Here is a 23,593-nt window from a genome sequence, read left to right on the forward strand (position 1 = left end):
ATTTAATAAAATCATTTATAACTGTTCGCTAGTTTTTCCAAACCTTCTTTCGCGCTGTTGGTATTCGACAATAGATTGGAACAGATCTTCCTTTGTAAACTCCGGCCACATTTTGTCCAGGAAGCATAACTCGGAATAAGCAATTTGCCAAAGCAGAAAATTACTTATCCGCAGTTCGCCACTAGTGCGGATCAATAAATCGGGATCGGGAATGTTCCGTGTATACAAATTGGCTGAAAACATATCATCGTTTATATCTTCAGGGTTTATTTCTCCAGCTTTAACTTTCGCTGCCAAGGTCCGTGCAGCATCGACCATCTCTTGGCGTGAACTATAGCTCAAGGCAAGGGTTAGCGTACATGTTGTATTGTCTTTTGTCGCTTCTATTGTTTCCTGTAATTTTTTTTGCGCATTTGTGGGCAGCTTGCTGATATCGCCGATTGCATTTAGTCTGACGCCATTTTCCTGAAACGTTTTTATTTCCTTTTTCAGGGAAGAAACCAGGAGCTCCATGAGGGCTACGACTTCAAGTTTTGGCCGGTTCCAGTTTTCAGCTGAGAAAGCGTAGAGTGTTAGATATTTGATATTGGCCTGAACACATCCCTCCAGTGCTTCTCTGACGGCTTTCACTCCGTTCTGATGACCGAATACACGGAGTTTGCCCTTTTGTTTTGCCCAACGACCATTACCATCCATAATGATGGCGATATGTTGAGGTAATTTGATGTTATCAATTTGATCTAAAAAGCTCATTGTTGCTATTTTCAATAATTACCACCTCACCCAATTAGAGCTCAGTGTATGTTGACCAGATATCGGTCTTTGTATTTAAAGCCAAACGACATTGTGTACTTGGTACGGTATCGCTTGATCATTACTCCCGGAGCTTGCCGATAGATGTTTTATCCAATTTCAGTTATTTCTTCAAATATCGATTTTTAATCGGAAAATCAGAAGTGGAATATGTATAAAGATTAGTAATTCCTGACGTCGATCCCCCAGAGCAGTTTCTCCCTCAGTGTACTGAAAAAGCTCTCGTTGGGGAGGCGGATCAGGTTGATGGTAAACGGTGCCTGTTGGATGGTCAATGTTACAGATGTGTCAATGGATTCGTTTTTGGAATCGCAGCTAAGTATATACTGGTTGCTTCGGCTTTCTATTTCCAGTTCGAGCGTAAACTGGTTGGATATAACGATCGGCCTGACGTTCAGGTTATGTGGAGAGATCGGTGTGATGACAAAGTTTCCACTTTCGGGCATGATAATGGGGCCGCCACAACTTAGCGAGTAGGCTGTAGATCCCGTAGGTGTGGCGATAATCAGCCCGTCTGCCCAGTAGGAGTTGAGTAGTTCTCCGTTAATTCTCGCGTTGACAGTGATCATTGCCGAACTGTCGTACCGAAACACAGTGATGTCATTAAGTGCATAGTGGTTGCCCTGGAATAGATTGACCTGTTTAGATTCCACAGATAGAAGCACCCTTTTTTGGATATCATAACGATGATTGATGATATCAGCTATGGCGTGTTCAAAATCATTTTTATTGATCGATGCCAGGAAACCCAATCGGCCAAAATTTATTCCAGCAATTGGGATCCCCGAATCTTTGATTAGGGAAACGGCAGAAAGCATGGTGCCATCACCGCCGAGGCTAAGCATAATATCGATATTGTCTTTAATTTCCTCGTACCTACAATAGGTGGGAAACTCAAAGCCACATTCAAACTGCGTAGTCAAGAACTTATAAAAAGGCTCGTACACCCATATGTCAACGTTTTGGGTAACGAGATATCCAAATAAGTGCTTCACATGTGCTATAACGGAGGGCTGAAACTCGCGTCCATATATCGCAATTCTCATATTTTCTGAATTTATTTGGGCAAAGATGAGAAAAAAACTAATCTTAACTAATTAAATGTTGATGTAATTCATAAGCTGCTGGTAACGTTCTGCTGTGTCATCAAATGCAGCGATGGTATTATGTGTCTCCAAAATTATATAGTTGTGCCGCAAGAAAGAATTTAGTAAGGCGTTGATATTGGATTTGTCTACTTTCAGGGTCACTTCGATGGAGTCATTTTCCAGATTTATTTTTGTAGCACAATTTAAAATTCTGCAGTTATCGCTCTCGACCAAATGTGCGATCTGAGATAGGGAGAAATCATGTAAGCCGATAGCCAGTACGATAATTGCGCCAGACTCATTTTGCGACTGGATCAGCGAGATTGCCTTTAAAATGTCCAATTGGGTACAAACGCCAATATATTTGTTGTCTTGGTCTAAAATAGGTACTAAGGAACTATTGTACACGGTACTCATCACCAGTGCATCGTAAGGGTGCTGATTAAATTTGAGCTGAATAGGGGCTGTGTTAATTTTAATAGACGCAAGAGGCGCTTGTTCGTCGTCTGCATCCAGGAGAGCAGATTCATTGATTAACCCAATATATTCGTTTCCGTTTAAAACGACCAACTCTTTGCAAAGCATGTCCTGTAGCTTTTCTAATGCCTGATGTATGGAATCAGCCTGTTGGATACTGAAATCTGCGTTTGAAAGAAATTGACCTATTAACATATCCAAACTTAATAAAAAAAACAATGTGAAGCGAAATTTTTGTCGATCAGTTTAGCGATGCATAGACAGAGGCAGCCGTCTGCAGGGAGAACGGCAGCTTGTAATCACATTATTGCAATTAACTGCGATTTTAATATTTAAAATTGTACTTTTATTGCTATTCTGTTAGTATTTTTGTCAGCTATTTGATGTAAGCTTGCAAGTAGGCTTATGAAAGACAAAATGTATTTTAGTCAGAGATTAGATTCATGATTACAACTGAGAACAAAAAATTTATTGATATACGCGAAGTAATCCATAAAAAAAATCCGAAACTGGCGAAATGGATTCCGTCTTTCTTGCTCAACTATCTGAAGAAAACAATTCATGAGGATGAGATAAACGATATTATGACACGTTTTGCTGATCTGCAGGGACTTGATTTTGTAGACGCACTTATTGAGGATCTGGATGTGAAAGTAAATCTTTACGGAGCTGAAAACATACCTGTTACCGACCCTGTCATTTTCGCCTCCAATCATCCTCTGGGAGGCTTGGATGGTATTGCTTTCATGCATGCAATCGGCAAGTATAGACGCGATGTGAAATTTTTGGTCAACGACATCTTGTTAAATATTGGTAATTTAAGACCGCTGTTTGTAGGGGTGAACAAATTGGGAACACAGGGGAAACAGGCCATTTCGGCCATTGAAGAAGCATACGGTGCGGATGACGCCCTCCTGGTATTTCCTGCGGGTCTGGTTTCAAGGAAGCAGAAAGGGGGGCATATTGAGGACCTGGAATGGAAAAAAAGCTTCATCAGTAAAGCAAAAAAGTATAAAAAAGATATCGTTCCGGTGCTTATAGACGGCAAAAACTCTAAGTTTTTTTATAATTTTGCAAGGCTCAGACAAAAATTAGGTCTTAAGGTAAACATTGAAATGTTATATTTACCTGATGAAATGTTTGCCCAACGTGGGCATACCGTCAATATTATAATAGGAAAAAGAATCCCTTATACAGCGTTTGATCAATCAAAAAACGAAAAGACTTGGGCTGAAGAAGTGAAAAGAAGGGTTTATGGACTAGCTCAAGAAAAATAGAATTTATGCAAGAAATTATACCTCCAGTTGATAGAGAACTATTGAAAACGGAACTGAATAAGGAAGTTTTCTTACGATATACCAACAATGGAAATAACGAGATATATTTGATCAACTATCATAATTCGCCCAATGTCATGCGTGAAATTGGACGATTACGGGAATTGACTTTCCGCGGAGCAGGGGGAGGTACGGGGTTATCCATCGATATTGATGAAAATGATACCTGTGAAGATTGCTATGATCAGCTGATTGCCTGGAATCCGGAAGACGAGGAGGTGGTCGCAGGCTATCGGGTCATTAAATGTGCTGAAGCTGGCGCAGTAAATGGTGTGCCCAATTTATCCACAGCCCACTATTTCCAGTTTTCCGACCAGTTTACAAAAGATTATCTACCGTATACGATTGAGCTCGGCCGCTCTTTTGTACAACCAAGATACCAGCCTGCAATTGATAATAGGAAGGGCATTTTCTCTCTGGATAATTTATGGGATGGGTTAGGAGCGCTTGTGATGCTCAACCCGGAGATCAAATATCTTTTTGGAAAAGTAACCATGTATCCGCATTATAATAAAGATGCAAAGGATATGTTGCTTTATTTCATGGATTACTATTTTCCCGATCACGATAAGCTGGTCGTCCCGTTGCCGGAGTTGGAAATTAGGAATGATTACGATCGCTTTATCGGCACTTTTGATGGGTTAGACTATAAGGAGGGGTATAAAGTACTCAATAGCCACGTGAGGGCGCTGGGAGAGAATATTCCACCATTGATAAATACGTATATGAATTTGTCCCCAACGATGAAATCATTTGGCACTGCCCGAAATAATGAGTTTGGTACGGTTGAGGAAAAAGGAATTCTGATCGTTATTGATGATGTTTACCCCGTGAAGAAGGAAAGGCATATGAATACTTTTGAACGGGACCGTGAATATGGGCACCGGAAGCCGAAACGCGGTTAAGAAGATAAAATAAAAAAGGGATTCAGCCTTAGCTGAATCCCTTTTTTATTTTATTAAGGCATATAGCGCGAATGCCAGGATTGCACCAATTAGTGGTCCCAGTACGGGGATCCAGGCGTAAGACCAATCCGAGCTCCCTTTTCCCTTTATGGGCCACACCGTATGGAATAAACGGGGGCCAAGATCGCGGGCAGGGTTAATTGCATATCCAGTTGTTCCGCCGAGGGACAGGCCTATTGCCCATACGAGGAAGGCCACTGGAATTGCTCCGAGAGATCCCATGCCAATGGGTTCATTTTTCCCATTGATGCTGACATCCTGTCCCGTGATAAAAAAGATGACAAAAATCAGGACAAATGTCCCGATGATTTCGCTGGCCAGATTAGTAGATACATTTCGGATATTTGGGATTGTGGCAAAAACACCTAGTTTTGTTGTTGGATCGGAAGTCGCATCAAAATGATCTTTGTGCATGATATAGGTCAATAAGGCCCCACAGAATCCGCCGCTGATCTGTGCGAGGATATATCCGGGTACTTCAGTCCAGGAAACTCCGTGGTTGAGCGCTACTGCAACAGTGACTGCCGGGTTCAGGTGGGCTCCTGTGTAAGGACCTGCGAATACGACACCTATATATACCGCCAGTGCCCAGCCGGTCGTGATCACGATCCACCCGCCGTTTTCACCTTTTGTGCCCTTTAAAATTACGTTTGCGACCACACCATTGCCCAAAAGCAAAAGGAGGGCGGTGCCAATAAATTCTGCTAAATAATGGTTCATAAGTATTGGTTAGTTTTCTGTCCAGAATTGTAATGCCTTTATGCCTTTAGTCCACTGTTTGATAATCTGTCTGGTCTGCTCTTCCTGTTCTTTTTCAGGTTCGAAAACACGGTCCTGGGCCCAGAATTTCGAGATCTCGTCTTCATTTTTCCAGAAACCGACGGCCAGGCCGGCAAGATAAGCTGCGCCCAGTGCGGTGGTTTCGGTGATTTTGGGTCTTACGACCTGGCTATTTAGCACGTTGGCCTGGATCTGCATCAGCAAGTTATTGGCCGTGGCTCCCCCATCTACGCGTAGTTCCTTAATCGGTATGCCGCTGTCGGCTTCCATGGCTTTTAAGACATCTCTGGTCTGTAGAGAGATTGCTTCCAAGGATGCTCTGGCGATATGTCCGTTTGATGTCGCACGTGTTAGACCAAACAAGGTACCCTGTGCCCGGGCATTCCAGTATGGGGCGCCAAGACCCGCAAATGTTGGGATAAAGGTAACTCCGCCATTGTCTTTTTCCGAAAGTGCCAATTGTTCCACATCGGCAGACCTGTTAATCACATTGAGGTTGTCACGCAGCCACTGTACCAATGCGCCTCCAATAAATATACTGCCTTCCAGTGCATACTCCGTTTTTCCGTTGATCTTCCAGGCTACTGTTGTCAATAAATTGTTTTTGGACATGATGGGTTTATCTCCGATATTCATTAACATGAAGCAACCGGTGCCGTAGGTGTTTTTAACCATTCCCTTTTCTATGCACTGCTGACCAAATAGCGCTGCCTGCTGGTCGCCCGCAATTCCCGCAATTTTGACCTTATGGGCGAAGATTGTTGTTCGCGATTCCCCATAGATTTCACTGCTTTCTTTTACCTGAGGGAGCATTGTTGCAGGGATCTCAAATAAGTCAAGCAGTTCAGCATCCCAATCCATGGTATGTATATTGAACAAGAGGGAGCGGGAGGCATTGGTAACATCAGTGATATGCACATCCCCGCGCGTAAGATTCCACACAAGCCAGGTGTCGATGGTGCCACAAATCAATTCGCCGTTAGTCGCCTTTTCTCTTGCCCCTTCCACATTGTCGAGGATCCATTTGATTTTAGTTGCTGAAAAATACGGATCAAGGATTAGCCCTGTTTTTTCCTGGATCATTTTGTGCTTGCCGGACAGACGTAATTCGTCACAATAGTCGGCCGTGCGTTTGTCCTGCCATACAATGGCGTTATAAACTGGTATACCACTTTCTTTTTCCCACACAACGACAGTCTCACGTTGGTTGGTAATACCTATTGCCGCAATATTTTTGCCATTGAGTCCTGCTTTGGTTGTGGCTTCGGCGGTTACCCCTGCCTGGGTTGACCAGATCTCGTGCGGATCATGTTCTACCCATCCTGGTTTTGGGAAGATTTGTGTAAATTCTTTTTGGGCGACGGAAACGATATTTCTATCTCTGTCAAATATAATGGCTCTGGAGCTTGTTGTGCCTTGATCCATGGCCAAAATGTACTGTTGTTCCATAATTGATTACTGCTGGTTATTTCGAACTAGTTTAAGATATAATTTTTTGCAACGTTTTGGAAACTTTCTATTTGTTTTTTTTGCCAGTTTTCATCCTTTCCAAGTTCCTCGGCAAGTATTCTGGCAACCTCCGGAGCAGCATCAATGGCTGCCCTGGCGTCGAGGAATAAGAGGCGGACTCTTCGAGATAATACATCTTCCACTGTTCTGGCCAATTCATTCCGCACAGCCCACACGACTTCCGCTTTTTTAAATTCGAGCGGTTCCACTAGTTTTTCGTTCCAGATTGGATTTTCTTTCGCGAGGGCGTTTATAGCGTCTTGGTCGGACCCGTATATGTACATATGATTGCTTCGGTCGGAAGTCGGCATAGCACTATAGATTTTTTTTGTAGCTGATGTACTTTCTTTTTTTGGCAAGCAGCCGATTTTGATCGCCTTGTCCACGGTATCCTGCCCCATGCGGCGGAATGTGGTCCATTTTCCACCCGTTAATGTCAGCAGTTTAGAGTCGCTGACGATAACTTTATGACTCCGGGAGATTTCTTTGGTTTTGTTCGAATTGTCTGTCGGCGCTGCCAGTGGCCTAAGACCAGCGAACACAGCGAGTGCATCCTGTCGTGTTGGCTGTTTGGTGAGGTATCGCCCAGCAGTTTTGAGGATGAAGTCTATTTCTTGCTCCAAGGCTACGGGCTCAAGGCTATGCTCATCAATCGGTGTATCTGTTGTGCCGACGATGACGCGGTTGTGCCATGGAACTAGAAAGAGCACTCTGCCATCATCGGTCTTTGGGATCATGATCGCATCGTCGCCGGGAAGAAAGGATTTGTCAAAAACAAGATGAACCCCCTGGCTGGGCCTGACGAGTTGCTTGGCTTCCGGTCTATCCATTTTTAGAATGTCGTCGACGAAGATTCCGGTAGCGTTAATCACTGCTTTCCCTTTGATGGTGAAGTTCTCGCCAGTTTCCGTATTTTGTGCGACAACACCGTTCACCAGCCCCAAGTCTGATTTTGTCAGATCCGTCACTTTGATATAATTAAGTATAACGCCACCCATCTGAATGCAGGTTTGAGCTATATTTACTGCCAGACGGGCATCGTCGAATTGGCCGTCCTGATAGACAACTCCTCCATATAGACCTTTTGTTCTTACGGTGCTGATTCTCCGTCTGGTTTCCTCTTTGCTGATATGTGTAGATTTTCCGAGGCTCAATTTACCGGCCAGAAAATCATAAATTTTCATTCCGATGGTGTAAAAAGGGCCGTCAAACCAGCTGTAGTTGGGAATGATAAAGGATTGATTTTTGACCAGATGTGGTGCGTTCTGTTGCAGCAACCCTCTTTCATGGAGCGCTTCTCTAACGAGGGCGATGTCACCTTGTGCCAGATAGCGTACACCTCCGTGAACAAGTTTGGTCGCTTTACTTGAGGTGCCTTTTGCGAAATCAACTTGTTCCAGTAATAACGTTCTGAAGCCCCGGCTCAGCGCGTCTAGGGCGACGCCTAAGCCACTTGCTCCGCCGCCGATGACAACAACATCCCATTCACTGGAGCCTTTTATCTTTTCTAGTAATCTCGATCTGTTGAATTCTTCATGTTTCATTTTATTTCGTTTTTGGTTTTTTGAAAACCTCTTTTTTCCTATAGCTGTATTCGCTAATGACTAAGTTATAGTTTATTTATGAGAAAATAAAGGATTTTGATTAAAATTGTCTGCATAGCGAATGTTTGTTTTTGTTATTTTTTGTTTTGATATTATGCTTGTATTTGTGTGATTTTTCTTCATTATCGTGCGTTTCTTTATTTTAAGGAAGTACTAATTTGATCGATTTTACCTGTACGCTCACATTTTTCATGCTGAATTATCCATAATGTTAACCAACATGAGGGCCATATGTTTGGTATTCGGACAACGATTTTGTATTTTTAATAAATAATTATATAACGAATCGCACGATGAAAAGAATTAAATTACTATTCCTTGGTCTGTCATTCCTTACAGGTGGACGATTGCTGCATACAGATAAGGCATTGGCTCAGGAGCATGCAAAAGTTCAGGAGGAGTTTGTGAAACCATATAACCCCCAGGCGGACGCACAAAAAGATATCGATGAGTTGCTGCAACGTGCAAAAAAAGAGCATAAAAATATCATTATCCAAGCGGGGGGGAATTGGTGTGTCTGGTGCTTGCGATTTAACGACTACATTCATAAAACGGCTAAGGTCGATGAGTTACTTCGGCGCCGTTTTCTGTATTATCATCTCAACTATTCAAAAGAGAATAAAAATGAAGCTGTTTTTCAAAAATATGCGCCTGAAGGTAATAAACTAGGTTATCCTTTCTTTATTGTACTGGATAAAAATGGAAATACATTACATGTGCAGGAAAGCGGTAGCTTGGAAAAAGGAAAGAGTTATGACGAGGATAAAGTGCTAAAATTTTTTAATGCCTGGGTAGCGAAATAATAAAAAAAACACTTGTCATCAACAAGTGTTTTTTTTATTATTTCGCTAAAGCTTAAGTTATTGGTATCCGAGTAATTTCATGACCTGTTTGGAGTTCTGCTCTTCGCCAAAAACTTCATAATTGAATGTTTCATCCCGGTTGCGACGGACCAATACATGTTTTGGAGAGGGGAGTAGACAATGATGTATACCGCCATATCCACTCAGTACATCCTGGTAAGCACCGGTATGGAAGAAGCCCAGATATTGTACTTTACGGGTTTTTGGCATAAATACCGAGTTCATATGGGCTTCCTGATTGTAGTAATCCTGTCCATCGCAGGTAATTCCGCCCAGATTGACACGTTCGTATTCGGAGTCCCAATTATTGATAGGCAATAAGATATACTTTTGGTTTAGGGCCCATACATCAGGGAGGTTGGTGATGAAAGATCCATCAATCATAAACCAGCGCTCGCGGTCATTCTGTTGTTTGCGTCCCAAAACTTTGTAAAGAATACCCGATGCTTCGGCTACGGTATACTTGCCGAATTCGGTAATAATGTCGGGTTCCATGACATCATGGTGTGCGCAGATCTGCTTGATGCGGTTAACGATCTCGTTGACCATATATTCGTAGTCGAAATCATGTACCAACGAATCCTTGAAAGGCATACCGCCACCAATATCAAGTGTATCGAGGTCTGGGTTTACTTTTTTGAACTTGCAGTATAGAGTCACATATTTTTCCAGTTCATTCCAATAATACGGAGTATCAGAAATACCCGAATTGATAAAGAAATGGAGCAGTTTCACTTTGAAATTAGGATTATCAACGATTTTATTATTATAAAAATCAATGACGTCCTCCTGCCGTATTCCCAGTCTTGAGGTATAGAATTGTGAATCTGGCTGTTCTTCAGAAGCAACACGGATTCCTAACGCGCAAGGTTCATCGAGTTCGATCTCATCATCATAAAGGTTAAACTCTTCTTTGTTGTCCAGTACCGGTATAATGTTTTTATACCCATCATGGATCATATCAATAATGTACTGCTTATATTGATAAGTTTTGAATCCATTACAGATTACCGTAATATCTTTTGTTACAGTGCCCTGTCTTTCCAATGAATCAATCATAGGCATGTCAAATGCAGATGAAGTTTCGAGATGGATATCATTTTTCAGCGCTTCTTCTACGATATGCTTGAAATGAGACGATTTGGTACAATAACAATACTTATAGGTTCCGCGATAATCGTGTTTCAGGATTGCGGTCTGAAAAAGGATTTTAGCTTGCTGAATTTTTTTGCTGACGATAGGCAAATAAGTAAAACGTAATGGCGTGCCGTACGTTTCTATCATTTCCATTAAATTCAAATCATGGAAATACAATTCGTCGTCGATGATTTCGAATCCGTCCTGCGGAAAACCAACACTTAAGTCAAGAAATTCCTGATAGCTCTGCATTTTTTATTATTTTTGCAAAGATATACTTTAATGGTGAATACCTAAATAAGGAATGTTATTTATTTCCAATTCACTATCAGGAAGTTGTAAAATTTACAAAATCGTTAAATGGCAAATTCTATTCAAAAGCGACTTGTTGAAGTCACTGTACAGGCAGTTAAAGAGCTTTATCATGCAGATATTTTAGAAAATCAATTGGCTTTGCAAGCTACCCGCAAGGAGTTTGAAGGGCAGATTACAATCGTAACTTTTCCAGTAACACGCTTTTCGAAATTGTCGCCCGAGCAGACTGGCAAGGAGATCGGTGCTTTTCTGCAGCAACATATTGCCGAAATATCGGACTTCAATGTAATCAAGGGCTTTTTGAATATTGTACTTTCGGATGCTTATTGGATTTCTCTCCTGAATGAAAAGATTGCCGCTCGGGATTTTGGTACATTTCCGTCGAATGGCAAAAAGTTGATGGTGGAATATTCTTCACCCAATACAAACAAACCTTTACATTTGGGACATATCCGTAATAACTTATTAGGCTATTCTGTTGCTGAAATTCTCAAAGCTTATGGTTATGAGGTTGTTAAAGCGAATTTAGTGAACGACAGGGGGATACATATCTGTAAATCCATGCTCGCTTGGCAGAAATTTGGTACTGGCGAGACTCCTGAATCTACCGGATTGAAAGGAGACCATCTGGTCGGCAAATATTATGTAATATTTGATAAGGAATATAAAAAGGAAATTGACAGCTTGAGGGCTACAGGCCAATCTGAGGAAGAAGCTAAGAAAAATGCACCTCTCATGAAAGAAGCCCAGGCTATGCTTCAAAAATGGGAAGCTGGTGATGAGGAAGTTATTACGCTCTGGCGGACGATGAACGGCTGGGTATATGCTGGATTTGAGAGGACTTATAAACAACTGGGGGTCGATTTCGATAAGTACTATTACGAATCGGATACTTATCTTCTGGGGAAAGACATCATTCAGGAGGGATTGGATAAAGGTGTGTTCTTCAAAAAAGACGATCATTCTGTCTGGATCGATCTGACAGATGAAGGACTGGATCAGAAATTGGTGCTCCGCGGAGACGGCACCTCGGTCTATATCACCCAGGATTTGGGTACAGCACAGCTTAAATACGATGAATTTAAGATGGATGAATCCATTTATGTTGTAGGCAATGAGCAAGACTACCATTTCAAGGTGTTATTTCTGATTCTAAAAAAACTAGGCAAGACCTGGGCAGATGGTTTATTTCATCTCTCTTATGGTATGGTGGATCTGCCTTCAGGCAAAATGAAATCGCGGGAAGGGACCGTTGTGGATGCCGATGATCTAATGGCTGAGATGGTCAGAACTGCGCAGGAACGCACCGAAGAGTTGGGCAAGACCGAGGGATTGCCTGAAGATGCGAAGGCAGAATTATACAACACAATCGGTATGGGGGCCTTAAAGTATTTTCTATTGAAAGTGGATCCCAAAAAGCGGCTATTGTTTGATCCCAATGAGTCGGTGGATTTTCAGGGGCATACCGGACCCTTTATTCAGTACACGCATGCGCGTATCAAGTCTGTCCTGAGCAAAGCCGAATTTGAATCCGGTCATTCCCTGGCGGCAGTGTCATCCATTTCTTCCTACGAAAGGGATCTCATTCAACAACTGGGCGTATTTCCCGAGGTCATTGAGGCGTCAGCGCAAGAGTTTAGCCCGGCACAGCTGGCAAACTATATCTATGAAGTTGCCAAGTTATATAATAAATTCTATCATGAGGAGAGCATTTTAAAAGCCGAAGACAACGAAGTCAAGAATTTTAGATTGCATTTGTCATCTGCAGCAGCGAAGGTTATTGCCAGAGGTATGGCTTTATTGGGGATTGATGTACCCGAAAGAATGTAAGCGATGAGAAAGATCCGTGTAGGTTTGATCGGTTTCGGTATCTCCGGACAGGTATTTCATGCGCCTGTCATGCGTGCTGTTGCAACACTTGAACTCGTTAAAGTGACTGCCCGGAAAGCCGAGCAGCAGGCTCTGCTCAAAGAGCGTTTTCCCCAGGTAGAGATTGCACTCTCTGCAGACGAGATTTTGGGAGACGAAGCCATTGATTTGGTGGTGGTGGCGACTTCCAACGATATGCATTATCCTCTTGCCAAGCGGGCCTTGGAATCGGGCAAGCATGTTGTTGTTGAGAAGCCCTTTACCAATACTGTGGCGCAGGCAGACGAATTGATTGCTCTGGCGAAGGAAAGGAATCTGGTCCTTGCGCCGTATCACAATCTACGGTTTAACTCGGATTACCGTACCGTCGAGAAAATTGTTCGAGGAGGCCGCCTGGGGCGGATTGTCAATCTCGAGGCCCGGTTTGACCGTTTTCGAAATTATTTACGGCCGAATGCCTGGCGTGAGGAAAACTTGCCCGGCTCAGGAATTTTTTATGATTTGGCGCCGCATCTTATTGATCAGACTCTGCAGTTGTTTGGTAAGCCGCAGGCTGTTTTCTGCGATTTGGCAATACAGCGCGATTACGCGAAGACAATAGATAATTTTGACTGTATTTTATATTATGATAACCTTCGGGTATCGTTAAAAGGGTCCATGCTAGCGAAGGAGCCTACACCGCGTTACCGTCTATTTGGCCTCAACGGCAACTTCGTAAAACACGGTGTAGATCCGCAGGAAGCTTTATTACGAGCGGGTCAATTTCCGGATGAGGATCCAAATTGGGGGGAAGAAGATCCCAGTATTTATGGAACACTCCATATCGTCGAAGAAGGAAAGGACGTGTTGGAGGTGGTCCGGTCGGAACGCGGATCTTATCCGGAATTTTATCAGAATGTAGCAGATACTATTTTAGGAAACGCTGCTTTGATGGCGAGTCCCGAGCAAGCCAGGGATGTGATCCGGATTATCGAATTGGGGTATCAAAGCCAATTGGAGCGAAAAGTAATTTCGGCCGAGGGACAGTTGATTGCTTATTAAAACGTGATGGCAAACATGTATGACGCAATTATTATCGGCGGTGGTGCCTGCGGCCTGATGTGTGCTGCACAGGCTGGGTTGTTGGGTAAGAAAACACTGTTGCTGGAGCGTAATGATAAGGTGGGAGCAAAGATATTGATATCTGGTGGTGGACGATGTAATTATACCAATATAGAGACTACCATTCGCAATTTTATTTCTGAAAATCCTGAATTTTTACATAGTGTATTCCAACAATGGACGGTCGAAGACACCATTAACTTTTTTGAGCGTTATGGTATTAAAGGGAAGGAGAAAACACTAGGGCAGCTCTTCCCGGAAACAGATAAAGCCAAAGATATTGTTGGTGTGTTTACCCACATACTTTACAGTACAGGCCAGGATATCGCATTGAACACCCTTGTTCGTTCGGTTATAAAAGATGGGGTGGGATTTGTCATCACTGCAGAAGATCGTCGGGGTATGGCACAGTACCGGGCGAAAAAAGTGGTTGTCGCTTCAGGAGGACTACCCGTTCAAAAATTAGGAGCTTCGGACTTTGGTCTGCGTATAGCAAAACAATTTGGTCTGGATGTAGTACAGACTGCACCGGCTCTGGTGCCCCTCAGCATTACCGGTAAAGATGCCGATTGGTATGCAGCCTTGGCTGGAAATACCGTCTTTTCGAGAGTGTCGATCGGTACGATTGCTTTCGAAGAGAATATATTGTTTACACATTGGGGATTAAGTGGGCCTGCCATTCTTCAGATATCCAGTTATTGGCGGCCCGGAAATGAGATCAGGATCAACCTGCTTCCACAATTCAATCTCGAGGAAGTTATTAAAGCAGAACGACAAAAGGGTGGACGGCGGCTGGTATCGCAATTGTTGCATGATTATTTCAGCCGAAAGCTTGTTGATGCGTTTGGCAAATTCATCGATTTAGACATCAAGATAGCTTCCCTGAGCAAGGCGGATGCCAAACATATCACCGATACGGTCCATTGTTTCAAGGTTAAGCCTGCTGGAGATAGGGGGTACGATAAGGCAGAGGTTATGCGTGGAGGCGTTTCAACGGCAGAATTGTACGGCAAGACTTTGGAGGCAAGGAAAATTCCCGGACTTTATTTTGGCGGTGAAACGGTCGACATTACGGGATGGCTGGGCGGTTATAATTTCCAGTGGGCCTGGGCTAGTGGCTATGTTATTGCCCAGGATCTGTAGCTCAGTATAGCAGGCTTTTTGTTATTTAAGGGTAACATAATCCAGCGGTTTTTTCTGTTATCCATTCACGAACCTTTTTTTTGGAACTATCCGTTACGATGGTGTACTGCATCCTGTTTTTCTGGTTCATTGATGTATAATTTTGCCGCAGCAGACAAGCGCTGTCTTATGCGGGTTTGTAGATTTCTGGGAGCAAGTACGGTGATTGTTTCCCCGAATCCCAGGATCTCTCTTTCCAATTCAAAGTTAATCACGACATCGATTCGGATTAAAAGCGAACCGTCTTCCTTTCGGTTCAGAATCTGCTGTGATGGATGCAGTGGCTTCGTTTCAACATAAGGTGCATTCTTCGCGTTGATGTGTAGTATGACGCGTTGCCCCCGATCTTTTTGCGACTTGGTGACCCCAATGGTGTCGGAGAAATAGCGTTCAAAGTCCACCCCGATATATTCAATGTATGCACTTTTTCCCATTTCTTCTATTCCGCAGATCCGGTCCAGCGCAAGGGTCATCAGGCCTTGACTTTTCCTGTGGTGTCCAATGAGGAACCAGCGGTTGCGATATTCTTTCAGTAGGTAAGGGGAGAATATCAAATCCTGTTTCCGTATGGCTTTAAAGGACTGATAAGTGATGAGCAGGGGTGTCTTTTCACGTATGGCATGGTGAAGTGGACTGATGAAAGACAAGCCTTTCAAGAGCTTGTTGCTTTCCATCTGTATAATGGATGGTTGATTATCTCTTCGGGTATGTATGCTATTTTCCAGACGGGCGATGATATCGCTCATTTCATCGAAGCTCGAAAAGCCACTGACGTGCTTCAGTACTTCGACGGCTTCTTTCATTTTTTGCATATCCCCCGTAGAAATAGGTGAGTTGCTAATACTGTAATCAGGGTCTTCATAGGTGTAAAACTTGCGGTGTGTAACGATAATGGGTGCATTGTAGCCCAATTTGTTGCTCCGCATCAATTGGATATCCCCCTGGATCGTTCGTTTACTTATACCGTTCTTGATTCCCTCGAACTCATAAAGAGCATCGGAGACCTTTTCCATTAGATCTTCTAATGTCCATTTTCTATGCCTCATTCGCAGACAATTGTCGATTATTTTATAACGGATCAGCGCAAGTTTATTGAGTGCCATCTCTTTATTGACTTAAGTTGGGATGAAAATACAAAACTTTTGTGCATGCTGTGAGGGAATTTTAACGAAATGCCATGCGCACTGCTGTAGATGTGCTGAAATTGCAAAGAAATTGATGTTTTCCGAAGTAAAATAATTACTTTTGCGCAGAAGCAAACTGGTTCTATCGCTGCTCTTTCGGGAGGAGAGGAAAGTCCGGGCAACATAGAGCGACACGCTTCCTAACGGGAAGGATGTTATGGATATAACAGACAGAAAGTGCCACAGAAAATATACCGCTTTTCGGAGTAAGGGTGAAAACGTAAGGTAAGAGCTTACGGTCTTATATGGTGACATATATTACGGTAAACCTCGTGTGTTGAAAGACCAAATAGGTTACGAAATGCGAAGGCTGCTCGTCTTCTTTCAATTTATTGGAATTCGTAATGGGTAGGTTGATTGAGTTTGTCAGTGATGGCAAACCTAGATAAATGATAGAAATTCCACTTCGGTGGTCTACAGAACCCGGCTTACAAGGTTTGCTTCTTTTTCGCTAATTGCTAAAAAAACCTTATATTGATTCCCATAATTGAAAATAGCATAATGCTGAATTTATGAGTACAATTTTAATCATTGATGATGAACGCGCCATCAGAAGTTCTCTACGTGATATCTTGGAATACGAAGATTACACGATTTTAGACGTTGACAATGGTCGCGACGGATTAGATATTTTAAAAAAGGAAAAAGTTGACTTAGTTCTTTGTGACATAAAGATGAATGCGATGGACGGCATGGAAGTCCTTGCAGAAGCACATCAGAGCAGTCCGGATATTCCTTTTATCATGATTTCGGGACATGGGACCATAGAAACCGCAGTGGAAGCGGCAAAGAAGGGGGCTTTTGATTTTTTGGAGAAGCCATTGGATCTGAACAGATTGCTCATCACGGTCCGAAATGCGCTGGATAAGAGTTCGCTGGTGACGGAGACCAAAGTACTTAAACGTAAGGTCAGCAGTTCGAAAACGAAGGACATTTTGGGAGAATCGGGTGCGATCAAGCGTATCAAGGAAACTATAGACCGGGTCGCTCCAACAGAAGCAAGAGTATTGATTACAGGGGCCAATGGTTCAGGAAAAGAACTTGTGGCTCGCTGGCTTCATGAAAAATCAAACCGTGCGCAAGGCCCTCTGGTCGAAGTCAACTGTGCTGCGATTCCTTCTGAACTGATCGAATCAGAGCTTTTTGGGCATGAAAAAGGATCCTTCACATCGGCTATCAAACAGCGTATAGGTAAATTTGAACAGGCGAATGGCGGTACACTCTTTTTAGATGAAATCGGCGATATGAGCCTTTCTGCTCAAGCCAAAGTGCTACGTGCTTTACAGGAACATAAAATCACGCGCGTTGGTGGCGACAAGGAAATCGATGTCAATGTACGCGTCGTTGCGGCAACGAATAAAGATCTACTGAAAGAAATTGAAGAAGGCAACTTCAGAATGGACTTATACCACCGTCTTTCCGTAATCTTGATTCATGTACCTTCTTTGGTGGAGCGGACGGAGGATATTCCCTTGCTTTCAACGAGTTTTTGTGAGGAGATATGTATGGAGTATGGCATTCCGGTCAAAGAAATTACTGCCGCTGCAATGAAAGAATTGAGCCAGTTACCATGGACCGGAAATATCCGTGAACTGCGGAATATGATTGAAAGATTGATCATCCTAAGTGATAGATCCATTACGGATAAAGATGTCGTCGCATTTGCCAATCCTTCCCGCGAACCCGTGAATGGAATTGCCCATGAAAAAGGGATCATTAACTATGGTTTGGATATGGATTCATTTGATTCGTTTCAAGATTACAAGGACCACGCTGAAAAAGAGTTCATAAAATATAAGCTGGAAAAAAATAACTGGAATGTTTCTAAGACAGCAGATGACCTGGACATACAGCGCAGCCATTTGTATAGCAAAATTGAAAAATTCGGTTTAAAGAGAGATTAAAAAAGTAAGGGCCCCCAAGCAGGCCCTCACTTTTTAATGTTATATCGCAACAGCGCTTTGGCTAATAGTATACTATATAGCCGTTGACTAGCGTTTTATCGTAGTATTGATTTTACATTAGCAACTGTAATTTCAGTATAGTTCTGGATGTATATATCACTAGGAGGAAGCTCGTCTCTCTTGTGTGTAGAAAGTACCGCGACTACTTTCATTCCGGCATTCTGAGCCGCTGTGATGCCTGAAAAGGAATCTTCGAATACAATACACTGCTTAATGGGGATTCCCAGATTTTCTGCCGATTTCAAATAAACTTCGGGATGAGGTTTGTGTAATTTTACATCCTCACTACTCAATGTCGAAGAAAATAACGAACGGATATTAAGCTCGTCCAGAATTAGATCCATGTTCTCTTTCGGAGCGGAGGTCGCCACAGCAAGTTTGAATCCGCTATCTTTTAACTGGCCCAGAAACTCAATGAGACCTTTTATAGGGGCTACATGGTCTTTATAAATCACCCTGAACAGTTGCTCTTTTTCAAATTCGAGCGTACGTAGCTCTTCCGGGGAAATTGGGCGTTTAAAAAAATGCTGCATAATATAGCTGTTGTGCTTGCCATACATATGCTGCTCAAACTCTTCTTCGGTTGCCTGCTCAATATTATGGTTTTTAAAGAAAGCTCTAAAAGCTTCTGCATGAAAGGGATTTGTGTGACTGATCACACCATCCATGTCAAAAATAGCGGCATATCGGCTAAAATCTTTAGTTTCTTCGTTTAAATGCATATAATCAAATTTTTGTACTAATAAAATTAGCAAACTTAAACAAATTTTGTGTACGTTTGTGTGGTATTGTTTTGTGAATGTTTTATAAAACCTATGGCTACTATAACCCCAACTATTTTACAAAACAATCAGCGACAGGATGGCAAATGGCTGGTTGTTTTCCGATTGACGCATAAGCGAAAATCAGTGTATATTAAAACGTCCCATTACATCACCGCAAGTCAGCTGGGCAAAGATAACACTATTAAGCAGAAGTTCGTAATTGACTACCTTTCCGCGGATATCCGTGATCTTCAGAATAAGATCAGCCTACTGGGTCTAAAGGCAGAAACGTATACCGCGGCCCAGCTTAAAGATATCCTTACGGCCGATTCAAAAGAACTGGATTTCATGGGGTATCTCGACGAAGCATTTGAGGAAATAAAGAGAACCCGAAAACCAAATACCTGGAGTACGTATCGCTCGACTATAAATCACTTGAAGGACTTCCAGAAGGGTAGGCCCCTGATGTCAAACAGCATAACATCCAAGTATATTAAATCATTTATGGAATATTTGCAGAAGCCTAAGGAAATTGTCCGGTATGTGGGGGCCTACAAGGCTAACAGAACCGTTACCGATGGTCGTATTAAGTCCGATAATTCGCTATACACGATCTATTTCCGGTTCCGTAAATTATTCGAGATGTTCAAAGAAAAACACAATGATTATGATCTTGGAATAATACGGATATCTCATGATCCTTTTTCGCGAGTAGATCCGCCGAAGATGGCGGCTACCAAGAAACGCTCGTTAACTGTAGAAGATATCCGAAAGATCAGAGATTACCAGCCTGTGTCATGGGGTGAGACAGTGGGGAAAAATATATTCATGATCATATTCATGATGTGTGGCGTAAACGTAGTGGACCTCACGGCCAATTTAAATAAAGCTAATGGCCGGCTGAACTATAACCGGTCCAAGGTAGAGGGCAGGCGCAAGGACAACGGGTTTATCAGCGTCAAAATTCCCAAGGAAGCGGAGCCCTACGTATGCTGGTACCTATCGGTGAAACAACGGTGGTCTAATACAAAGAACTTGGTACTGTCCACCAATAAGGGGCTAAAGAGCCTTGCAAAAAAGCTAGGAATAGATGAAGATATAAGTACATATTACGCGCGTCACAGTTTCGCAACAATAGCCCGTAACGACTGTAAAATACATAAAGAGGACGTCGCTATTGCACTAAACCATACTGACCGAGATACCAGCACAACGGATATATACATTACCCCAGACTGGTCGATAGTCGATAGAGTGCAGAAGGCAGTAATTGACAAATTGAACGAAGATCAGAAACTTTAGGCTAAAAAATGTAGTAAAACAGTTTGAAAATACTAATTATATTGGTATATTTGATCATTCATAATTTAGGTTTATAATTGGTTAGTTTAAGGCCCGACACCTCCCAAGTGATCGGGCTTTTTGATAATTAATTTTTGTTGTATTCAAATTTTAATTTATATTAGCATAGAATTAACCATGTGAATCAGTGTTTCTAAATATCAAAACAGAATTTACTGACTTGATCCAGCAAGTGCTTGACAAGTTTGGAATATATTTTGCTACCTTTGTTGTAGGTATAGTTGCCGGCATTTTATTAAAACAATTCGTTACCGACAGAGGTTATAAGTTACAAGTAGAAGCTCGCATTAAAGATAAGGATGAGTATATCCAGAGCTTGAAACAAATAGTGCATGAAAGAGCCAAAGGAATAGTTGTTGACGCAAAAAGTGAGGGCTATTTCAAAAAATTGGTTAAATTTTTCAAAAGGAGTGCATAATGAACATTTTACTTACATTTCTTTCTTTATGTCTTTTGGGCGCTGCCCTTTATAAGACAATAAAGATCCAAAGAATGGAACTGCTTCGACGGAAACTTGTTTCTAATTATGACAAGATTGAATTGTATATTTTGAAAAACAAAAGGTATCTATCGAAAGAAGATCTACTATTCTTAAACGTCAATAAAAATATTGCAGTCAATCCTAAATTCCTTGATATTGAAGTAATGATTGCAATACAAAGAAAGATGAAGAAAAACAAAGTTAAAGTTGATTCATCTTGGTATCCAAAGTACATTGAAAGCAATGGAGAGGATTTAAAGAAATTAATGGATGATTATTATAAGAACCAAATTCAAATCACATTTTTATCAGCAATAAAAATTAAGTATATATGTAAGTTTTTGATTTTCCAAGCTAAACATTCACTAAGTCAGACTAAGATTAGCGTAAATGAAATATTAAAGAACAAGATAAAGAATACATTATATTCAAATAAATCAATACCGGAAATCGGTTTGTGTTGATAACAAATAAAATAAATAGAAAGCCCCTTCTGAAAAGTTGGGGCTTTTCTTTTGCTAAAAAAACTGACAAATTTTGATATAATCTTTAGTATATTTGGGTAAATCAATACGTAATTAAAATGCTGAAATTATTAACAATTCAAAATGAAGGACAAAAGAGATTCAATAATATTATATTGGTGTCCTCAATTAAATCGTTTTTGGAAGTGGAAGACGGGAATGATAATTTCCTGTTTACCCAGATTAAATTATTAGATGGGACAACTTTAAGAGTAAAGGAGACAGTTGACCAAATACATACCATATTAACAGGTACGGATGAGGATGCTGTTGGGGTGTTAACCATTTGGCTGGAAGAGGATGGGAGTATACCTCAGGATGTGGTAGGTCTATTCGCATAGTCGTAAATTAAGATAGGGTATGGAGCTGCAGTAATGTGGCTCTTTTTTTTGCTCATAACTTTAGCTATTTGAATTTTGAATGCTAAAAATAAATAATTATTTTAGCACATATTTAGCTTTATTTTAGCATAATGGCAGGGAGACCGGAAACGTGGGTAGGAGAAAAAAAAGAGCTGGCTTTTGAACAGGTCATAAACAGAATATGTGATGGCGAAAGCTTAAGGGCTATTCTTCAGTACGCTAATCGAGATTTATTACCATCAGTTGCTGTTTTTCTTAAATGGATTAGTGAGGATAAAGAATTAGAGAAGCAGTACGCGCGCGCGATGGAAATCCGTGCGGAAATAATGTTTGATGAAATCATTGAGATATCAGACGAATCAAATCCTGATTTAGATATAACAGATGATGGTAAGCTCAGAGTTGTTGGCGAAGCTATTCAGCGTAGTAGATTAAAGATTGATGCCCGAAAATGGGCGTTAAGTAAAATGAACCCTAAGAAGTATGGGGAAAAGACCGAAATAGATCACAAGTCATCAGATGGATCTATGGCTACGCAACCAACCAAAATAGTATTTACAAGTGGTAGTAGGGGAGATGGAAGAGGAAGTTCAGGATCTAAGGATAAGTGATCGTTATGAGCCAGTTTTTCAATGGTTTGATGCGCCGGATGACGACCCACTTTACAAGGTTGATACTGTCGTTATAACCGGTGGTCGTAACAGCCAAAAATCATTTGCCATAGGGACAGCAACATGTATTGCGGCCAAGGATTATTCAAGGTCTGTACTATACACTCGGTATACCATGGCAACCACAGAAGACTCAATTATCCCCGAGTTCAAAGAGAAGATTGACCTTCTTAATTGTGGGCCGGCCTTTGAGGTCCTAAAGGACAGGGTGAATACCGTAGACGGGAAAGCCAAGATCGTGTTTAAGGGTATAAAGACATCCTCAGGTAACCAAACAGCATCTCTTAAATCGCTAAAGGGGTTTTCTGTTTTTGTACTTGAAGAGGCGGAAGAAATGCCAGACTTCAAGCAGTGGGACAAGATAAAGAAGTCCATCAGGGCCGAGAAGAGGAACCTTAATATACTAATCTTGAATCCGGCGACCAAGGAGCATTGGATTTACAAAGAGTTCTTTGAAGAAAGAGGGGTAGAGGAAGGGTTTAATGGTATTGTAGGCAACATTCTTTATATCCATTCCACCTACTTGGATATGGAGCGGGAGCATATAGCTGACAACCTATGGGAAGAGTTCGAAGAGGCTAGAGAAGCGTATGAGGAAACCAAATCGCTGACAGAGGATGAGTTAATAAAATTAGAGGTTGCCAAGCCTCGTTTGGTGAAGCTATCGCGTTATTACAAGCACTCGGTATTAGGGGGGTGGCTCAACAATGCAGAGGGTGTTGTATTTACCAACTGGCGATACGGGGAATTCGAAGAGGTTGCGCCGAGTGTGTGGGGTCAAGACTTTGGATTTAGTACCGATCCTACAACCCTTGTAAGAACATCAATCGACAAGAAGCGCAAAAGACTGTATGTTAAGCTGTATGTCTACAAGCCTAAGCTAAAAACCAGTGAGATATATGACTTGAATAGTGAGCATGCCAAAGGCGCCTTGATATATGCTGATAGTGCTGAACCTAGACTTATTTCTGAACTTAAGGGATTAGGGTGTAATATTAAGGAAACAATAAAGGGGCAGGGTAGTGTGACTGCCGGTATTGCGATAATGCAGGATTTTAACGAAATAATCGTGGACAGAGAAAGTATAGAGCTGGGCCGCGAGTTTAACAATTACGTGTGGCACGATAAGAAGAGTAAAATACCGGTTGATGCTTACAACCATGCTATTGATGCTATTCGTTATGCTGTGTATCCACAGTATTACAAGAAGAAAAGGGAAATTTATAACAACTAAAATAGTG

At 41.9% G+C, this 23,593-nt stretch carries 22 protein-coding genes and 1 other RNA gene; 14 read left to right on the forward strand and 9 right to left on the reverse strand.

Features of this window, described 5'->3' with window-relative positions; genetic code table 11:
* Positions 1 to 15: 15 nt before the first annotated feature.
* The 3 genes from K7A41_RS01420 to K7A41_RS01430 form a co-directional block, all read right to left on the reverse strand.
* Positions 16 to 753: an isoprenyl transferase gene (locus K7A41_RS01420; protein WP_265712273.1), complete on the reverse strand. Its 738-nt coding sequence runs from the start codon at positions 751 to 753 to the stop codon at positions 16 to 18.
* A 221-nt stretch (positions 754 to 974) separates the two neighbouring features.
* The gene (locus K7A41_RS01425) at positions 975 to 1,859 is read right to left on the reverse strand and encodes an NAD kinase (RefSeq protein ID WP_028069143.1); all 885 of its coding nucleotides are present in this window, start codon (positions 1,857 to 1,859) and stop codon (positions 975 to 977) included.
* Between the two features lie 51 nt (positions 1,860 to 1,910).
* Complete coding sequence (locus K7A41_RS01430; RefSeq protein ID WP_265712274.1) at positions 1,911 to 2,573, reverse strand: CBS domain-containing protein; 663 nt, start codon at positions 2,571 to 2,573, stop codon at positions 1,911 to 1,913.
* A 248-nt stretch (positions 2,574 to 2,821) separates the two neighbouring features.
* Between K7A41_RS01430 and K7A41_RS01435 the strand changes: the two genes are divergently transcribed.
* Both K7A41_RS01435 and K7A41_RS01440 read left to right on the forward strand, forming a co-directional pair.
* The gene (locus K7A41_RS01435; protein WP_265712275.1) at positions 2,822 to 3,655 is read left to right on the forward strand and encodes a 1-acyl-sn-glycerol-3-phosphate acyltransferase; all 834 of its coding nucleotides are present in this window, start codon (positions 2,822 to 2,824) and stop codon (positions 3,653 to 3,655) included.
* A 5-nt stretch (positions 3,656 to 3,660) separates the two neighbouring features.
* Positions 3,661 to 4,620 carry a GNAT family N-acetyltransferase gene (locus K7A41_RS01440; RefSeq protein WP_265712276.1) on the forward strand — a complete coding sequence of 320 codons (960 nt, stop codon included), beginning with the start codon at positions 3,661 to 3,663 and terminating at the stop codon, positions 4,618 to 4,620.
* A gap of 45 nt (positions 4,621 to 4,665) precedes the next feature.
* On the opposite strand, the gene K7A41_RS01445 is transcribed toward K7A41_RS01440, so the two are convergent.
* The 3 genes from K7A41_RS01445 to K7A41_RS01455 are packed head-to-tail and all read right to left on the reverse strand — an operon-like array spanning position 4,666 to position 8,513.
* A complete protein-coding gene (locus tag K7A41_RS01445; protein WP_028069139.1) occupies positions 4,666 to 5,400 on the reverse strand; it encodes an MIP/aquaporin family protein in 735 nt (244 codons plus the stop codon).
* Positions 5,401 to 5,409: 9 nt separating this feature from the next.
* Positions 5,410 to 6,909 carry a glycerol kinase GlpK gene (gene glpK / locus K7A41_RS01450; protein ID WP_265712277.1) on the reverse strand — a complete coding sequence of 500 codons (1,500 nt, stop codon included), beginning with the start codon at positions 6,907 to 6,909 and terminating at the stop codon, positions 5,410 to 5,412.
* Between the two features lie 26 nt (positions 6,910 to 6,935).
* Entirely contained in the window at positions 6,936 to 8,513 is a 1,578-nt protein-coding gene (locus tag K7A41_RS01455) for a glycerol-3-phosphate dehydrogenase/oxidase (RefSeq protein ID WP_265712278.1), read from the reverse strand.
* A 353-nt stretch (positions 8,514 to 8,866) separates the two neighbouring features.
* Here K7A41_RS01455 and K7A41_RS01460 point away from each other — a divergent pair, with 353 nt between their 5' ends.
* Positions 8,867 to 9,376 (forward strand): thioredoxin family protein, encoded by a 510-nt coding sequence (locus K7A41_RS01460; RefSeq protein ID WP_265712279.1) that lies wholly within the window; start codon positions 8,867 to 8,869, stop codon positions 9,374 to 9,376.
* A gap of 57 nt (positions 9,377 to 9,433) precedes the next feature.
* Here the strand turns inward: K7A41_RS01460 and K7A41_RS01465 are convergent, their stop codons facing one another.
* The gene (locus K7A41_RS01465) at positions 9,434 to 10,825 is read right to left on the reverse strand and encodes a decarboxylase (protein WP_028069135.1); all 1,392 of its coding nucleotides are present in this window, start codon (positions 10,823 to 10,825) and stop codon (positions 9,434 to 9,436) included.
* A 108-nt stretch (positions 10,826 to 10,933) separates the two neighbouring features.
* Between K7A41_RS01465 and argS the strand changes: the two genes are divergently transcribed.
* Genes argS through K7A41_RS01480 form a run of 3 tightly spaced genes read left to right on the forward strand, consistent with a single transcriptional unit; the run spans position 10,934 to position 15,001 of the window.
* Positions 10,934 to 12,718: an arginine--tRNA ligase gene (gene argS / locus K7A41_RS01470; protein WP_265712280.1), complete on the forward strand. Its 1,785-nt coding sequence runs from the start codon at positions 10,934 to 10,936 to the stop codon at positions 12,716 to 12,718.
* A gap of 3 nt (positions 12,719 to 12,721) precedes the next feature.
* Positions 12,722 to 13,798 carry a Gfo/Idh/MocA family oxidoreductase gene (locus K7A41_RS01475; protein ID WP_028069133.1) on the forward strand — a complete coding sequence of 359 codons (1,077 nt, stop codon included), beginning with the start codon at positions 12,722 to 12,724 and terminating at the stop codon, positions 13,796 to 13,798.
* Between the two features lie 15 nt (positions 13,799 to 13,813).
* Entirely contained in the window at positions 13,814 to 15,001 is a 1,188-nt protein-coding gene (locus K7A41_RS01480) for an NAD(P)/FAD-dependent oxidoreductase (RefSeq protein ID WP_037532640.1), read from the forward strand.
* A gap of 86 nt (positions 15,002 to 15,087) precedes the next feature.
* Here K7A41_RS01480 and K7A41_RS01485 read toward each other — a convergent pair whose 3' ends face one another.
* The gene (locus tag K7A41_RS01485; RefSeq protein WP_265712281.1) at positions 15,088 to 16,143 is read right to left on the reverse strand and encodes a helix-turn-helix transcriptional regulator; all 1,056 of its coding nucleotides are present in this window, start codon (positions 16,141 to 16,143) and stop codon (positions 15,088 to 15,090) included.
* 150 nt (positions 16,144 to 16,293) lie between these two features.
* On the opposite strand from K7A41_RS01485, the gene rnpB reads away from it, so the two are divergent.
* An RNA gene (rnpB, locus tag K7A41_RS01490) (RNase P RNA component class A) lies at positions 16,294 to 16,671 on the forward strand.
* 65 nt (positions 16,672 to 16,736) lie between these two features.
* A complete protein-coding gene (locus K7A41_RS01495) occupies positions 16,737 to 18,128 on the forward strand; it encodes a sigma-54-dependent transcriptional regulator (protein ID WP_028069130.1) in 1,392 nt (463 codons plus the stop codon).
* A 95-nt stretch (positions 18,129 to 18,223) separates the two neighbouring features.
* On the opposite strand, the gene K7A41_RS01500 is transcribed toward K7A41_RS01495, so the two are convergent.
* Positions 18,224 to 18,910, reverse strand: coding sequence for an HAD family hydrolase (locus K7A41_RS01500; RefSeq protein WP_265712282.1), 687 nt, complete (start codon positions 18,908 to 18,910; stop codon positions 18,224 to 18,226).
* 93 nt (positions 18,911 to 19,003) lie between these two features.
* On the opposite strand from K7A41_RS01500, the gene K7A41_RS01505 reads away from it, so the two are divergent.
* From K7A41_RS01505 to K7A41_RS01530, 6 genes are all read left to right on the forward strand, one after another.
* Entirely contained in the window at positions 19,004 to 20,254 is a 1,251-nt protein-coding gene (locus K7A41_RS01505; RefSeq protein ID WP_265712283.1) for a tyrosine-type recombinase/integrase, read from the forward strand.
* A gap of 187 nt (positions 20,255 to 20,441) precedes the next feature.
* Positions 20,442 to 20,732, forward strand: a complete 291-nt coding sequence (locus K7A41_RS01510; protein WP_265712284.1) for a hypothetical protein — start codon at positions 20,442 to 20,444, stop codon at positions 20,730 to 20,732.
* Entirely contained in the window at positions 20,732 to 21,259 is a 528-nt protein-coding gene (locus K7A41_RS01515; RefSeq protein ID WP_265712285.1) for a hypothetical protein, read from the forward strand. The genes K7A41_RS01510 and K7A41_RS01515 overlap by 1 nt, the downstream gene beginning before the upstream one ends.
* 179 nt (positions 21,260 to 21,438) lie before the next feature.
* Positions 21,439 to 21,660: a hypothetical protein gene (locus tag K7A41_RS01520; protein WP_265712286.1), complete on the forward strand. Its 222-nt coding sequence runs from the start codon at positions 21,439 to 21,441 to the stop codon at positions 21,658 to 21,660.
* A 131-nt stretch (positions 21,661 to 21,791) separates the two neighbouring features.
* Positions 21,792 to 22,292, forward strand: coding sequence for a hypothetical protein (locus K7A41_RS01525; RefSeq protein ID WP_265712287.1), 501 nt, complete (start codon positions 21,792 to 21,794; stop codon positions 22,290 to 22,292).
* The gene (locus K7A41_RS01530) at positions 22,258 to 23,586 is read left to right on the forward strand and encodes a PBSX family phage terminase large subunit (RefSeq protein WP_265712288.1); all 1,329 of its coding nucleotides are present in this window, start codon (positions 22,258 to 22,260) and stop codon (positions 23,584 to 23,586) included. The genes K7A41_RS01525 and K7A41_RS01530 overlap by 35 nt, the downstream gene beginning before the upstream one ends.
* The last annotated feature ends 7 nt before the right edge of the window (positions 23,587 to 23,593 follow it).

Source organism: Sphingobacterium sp. InxBP1, from assembly GCF_026191775.1.
GTDB lineage: Bacteria > Bacteroidota > Bacteroidia > Sphingobacteriales > Sphingobacteriaceae > Sphingobacterium > Sphingobacterium thalpophilum.

Excerpts from the sequence above, each read along its gene's own strand:
- K7A41_RS01530 (WP_265712288.1), top strand. The coding sequence starts at position 22,258 with ATGGAAGAGGAAGTTCAGGATCTAAGGATAAGTGATCGTTATGAGCCA.
- K7A41_RS01500 (WP_265712282.1), bottom strand. The coding sequence starts at position 18,910 with ATGCATTTAAACGAAGAAACTAAAGATTTTAGCCGATATGCCGCTATT.
- K7A41_RS01430 (WP_265712274.1), bottom strand. The coding sequence starts at position 2,573 with ATGTTAATAGGTCAATTTCTTTCAAACGCAGATTTCAGTATCCAACAG.
- K7A41_RS01455 (WP_265712278.1), bottom strand. The coding sequence starts at position 8,513 with ATGAAACATGAAGAATTCAACAGATCGAGATTACTAGAAAAGATAAAA.
- K7A41_RS01485 (WP_265712281.1), bottom strand. The coding sequence starts at position 16,143 with ATGGCACTCAATAAACTTGCGCTGATCCGTTATAAAATAATCGACAAT.
- K7A41_RS01480 (WP_037532640.1), top strand. The coding sequence starts at position 13,814 with ATGTATGACGCAATTATTATCGGCGGTGGTGCCTGCGGCCTGATGTGT.
- K7A41_RS01420 (WP_265712273.1), bottom strand. The coding sequence starts at position 753 with ATGAGCTTTTTAGATCAAATTGATAACATCAAATTACCTCAACATATC.
- K7A41_RS01515 (WP_265712285.1), top strand. The coding sequence starts at position 20,732 with ATGAACATTTTACTTACATTTCTTTCTTTATGTCTTTTGGGCGCTGCC.
- K7A41_RS01435 (WP_265712275.1), top strand. The coding sequence starts at position 2,822 with ATGATTACAACTGAGAACAAAAAATTTATTGATATACGCGAAGTAATC.
- K7A41_RS01460 (WP_265712279.1), top strand. The coding sequence starts at position 8,867 with ATGAAAAGAATTAAATTACTATTCCTTGGTCTGTCATTCCTTACAGGT.
- K7A41_RS01495 (WP_028069130.1), top strand. The coding sequence starts at position 16,737 with ATGAGTACAATTTTAATCATTGATGATGAACGCGCCATCAGAAGTTCT.
- K7A41_RS01425 (WP_028069143.1), bottom strand. The coding sequence starts at position 1,859 with ATGAGAATTGCGATATATGGACGCGAGTTTCAGCCCTCCGTTATAGCA.
- K7A41_RS01525 (WP_265712287.1), top strand. The coding sequence starts at position 21,792 with ATGGCAGGGAGACCGGAAACGTGGGTAGGAGAAAAAAAAGAGCTGGCT.
- K7A41_RS01505 (WP_265712283.1), top strand. The coding sequence starts at position 19,004 with ATGGCTACTATAACCCCAACTATTTTACAAAACAATCAGCGACAGGAT.
- K7A41_RS01465 (WP_028069135.1), bottom strand. The coding sequence starts at position 10,825 with ATGCAGAGCTATCAGGAATTTCTTGACTTAAGTGTTGGTTTTCCGCAG.
- K7A41_RS01445 (WP_028069139.1), bottom strand. The coding sequence starts at position 5,400 with ATGAACCATTATTTAGCAGAATTTATTGGCACCGCCCTCCTTTTGCTT.
- K7A41_RS01475 (WP_028069133.1), top strand. The coding sequence starts at position 12,722 with ATGAGAAAGATCCGTGTAGGTTTGATCGGTTTCGGTATCTCCGGACAG.
- argS (WP_265712280.1), top strand. The coding sequence starts at position 10,934 with ATGGCAAATTCTATTCAAAAGCGACTTGTTGAAGTCACTGTACAGGCA.
- glpK (WP_265712277.1), bottom strand. The coding sequence starts at position 6,909 with ATGGAACAACAGTACATTTTGGCCATGGATCAAGGCACAACAAGCTCC.
- K7A41_RS01440 (WP_265712276.1), top strand. The coding sequence starts at position 3,661 with ATGCAAGAAATTATACCTCCAGTTGATAGAGAACTATTGAAAACGGAA.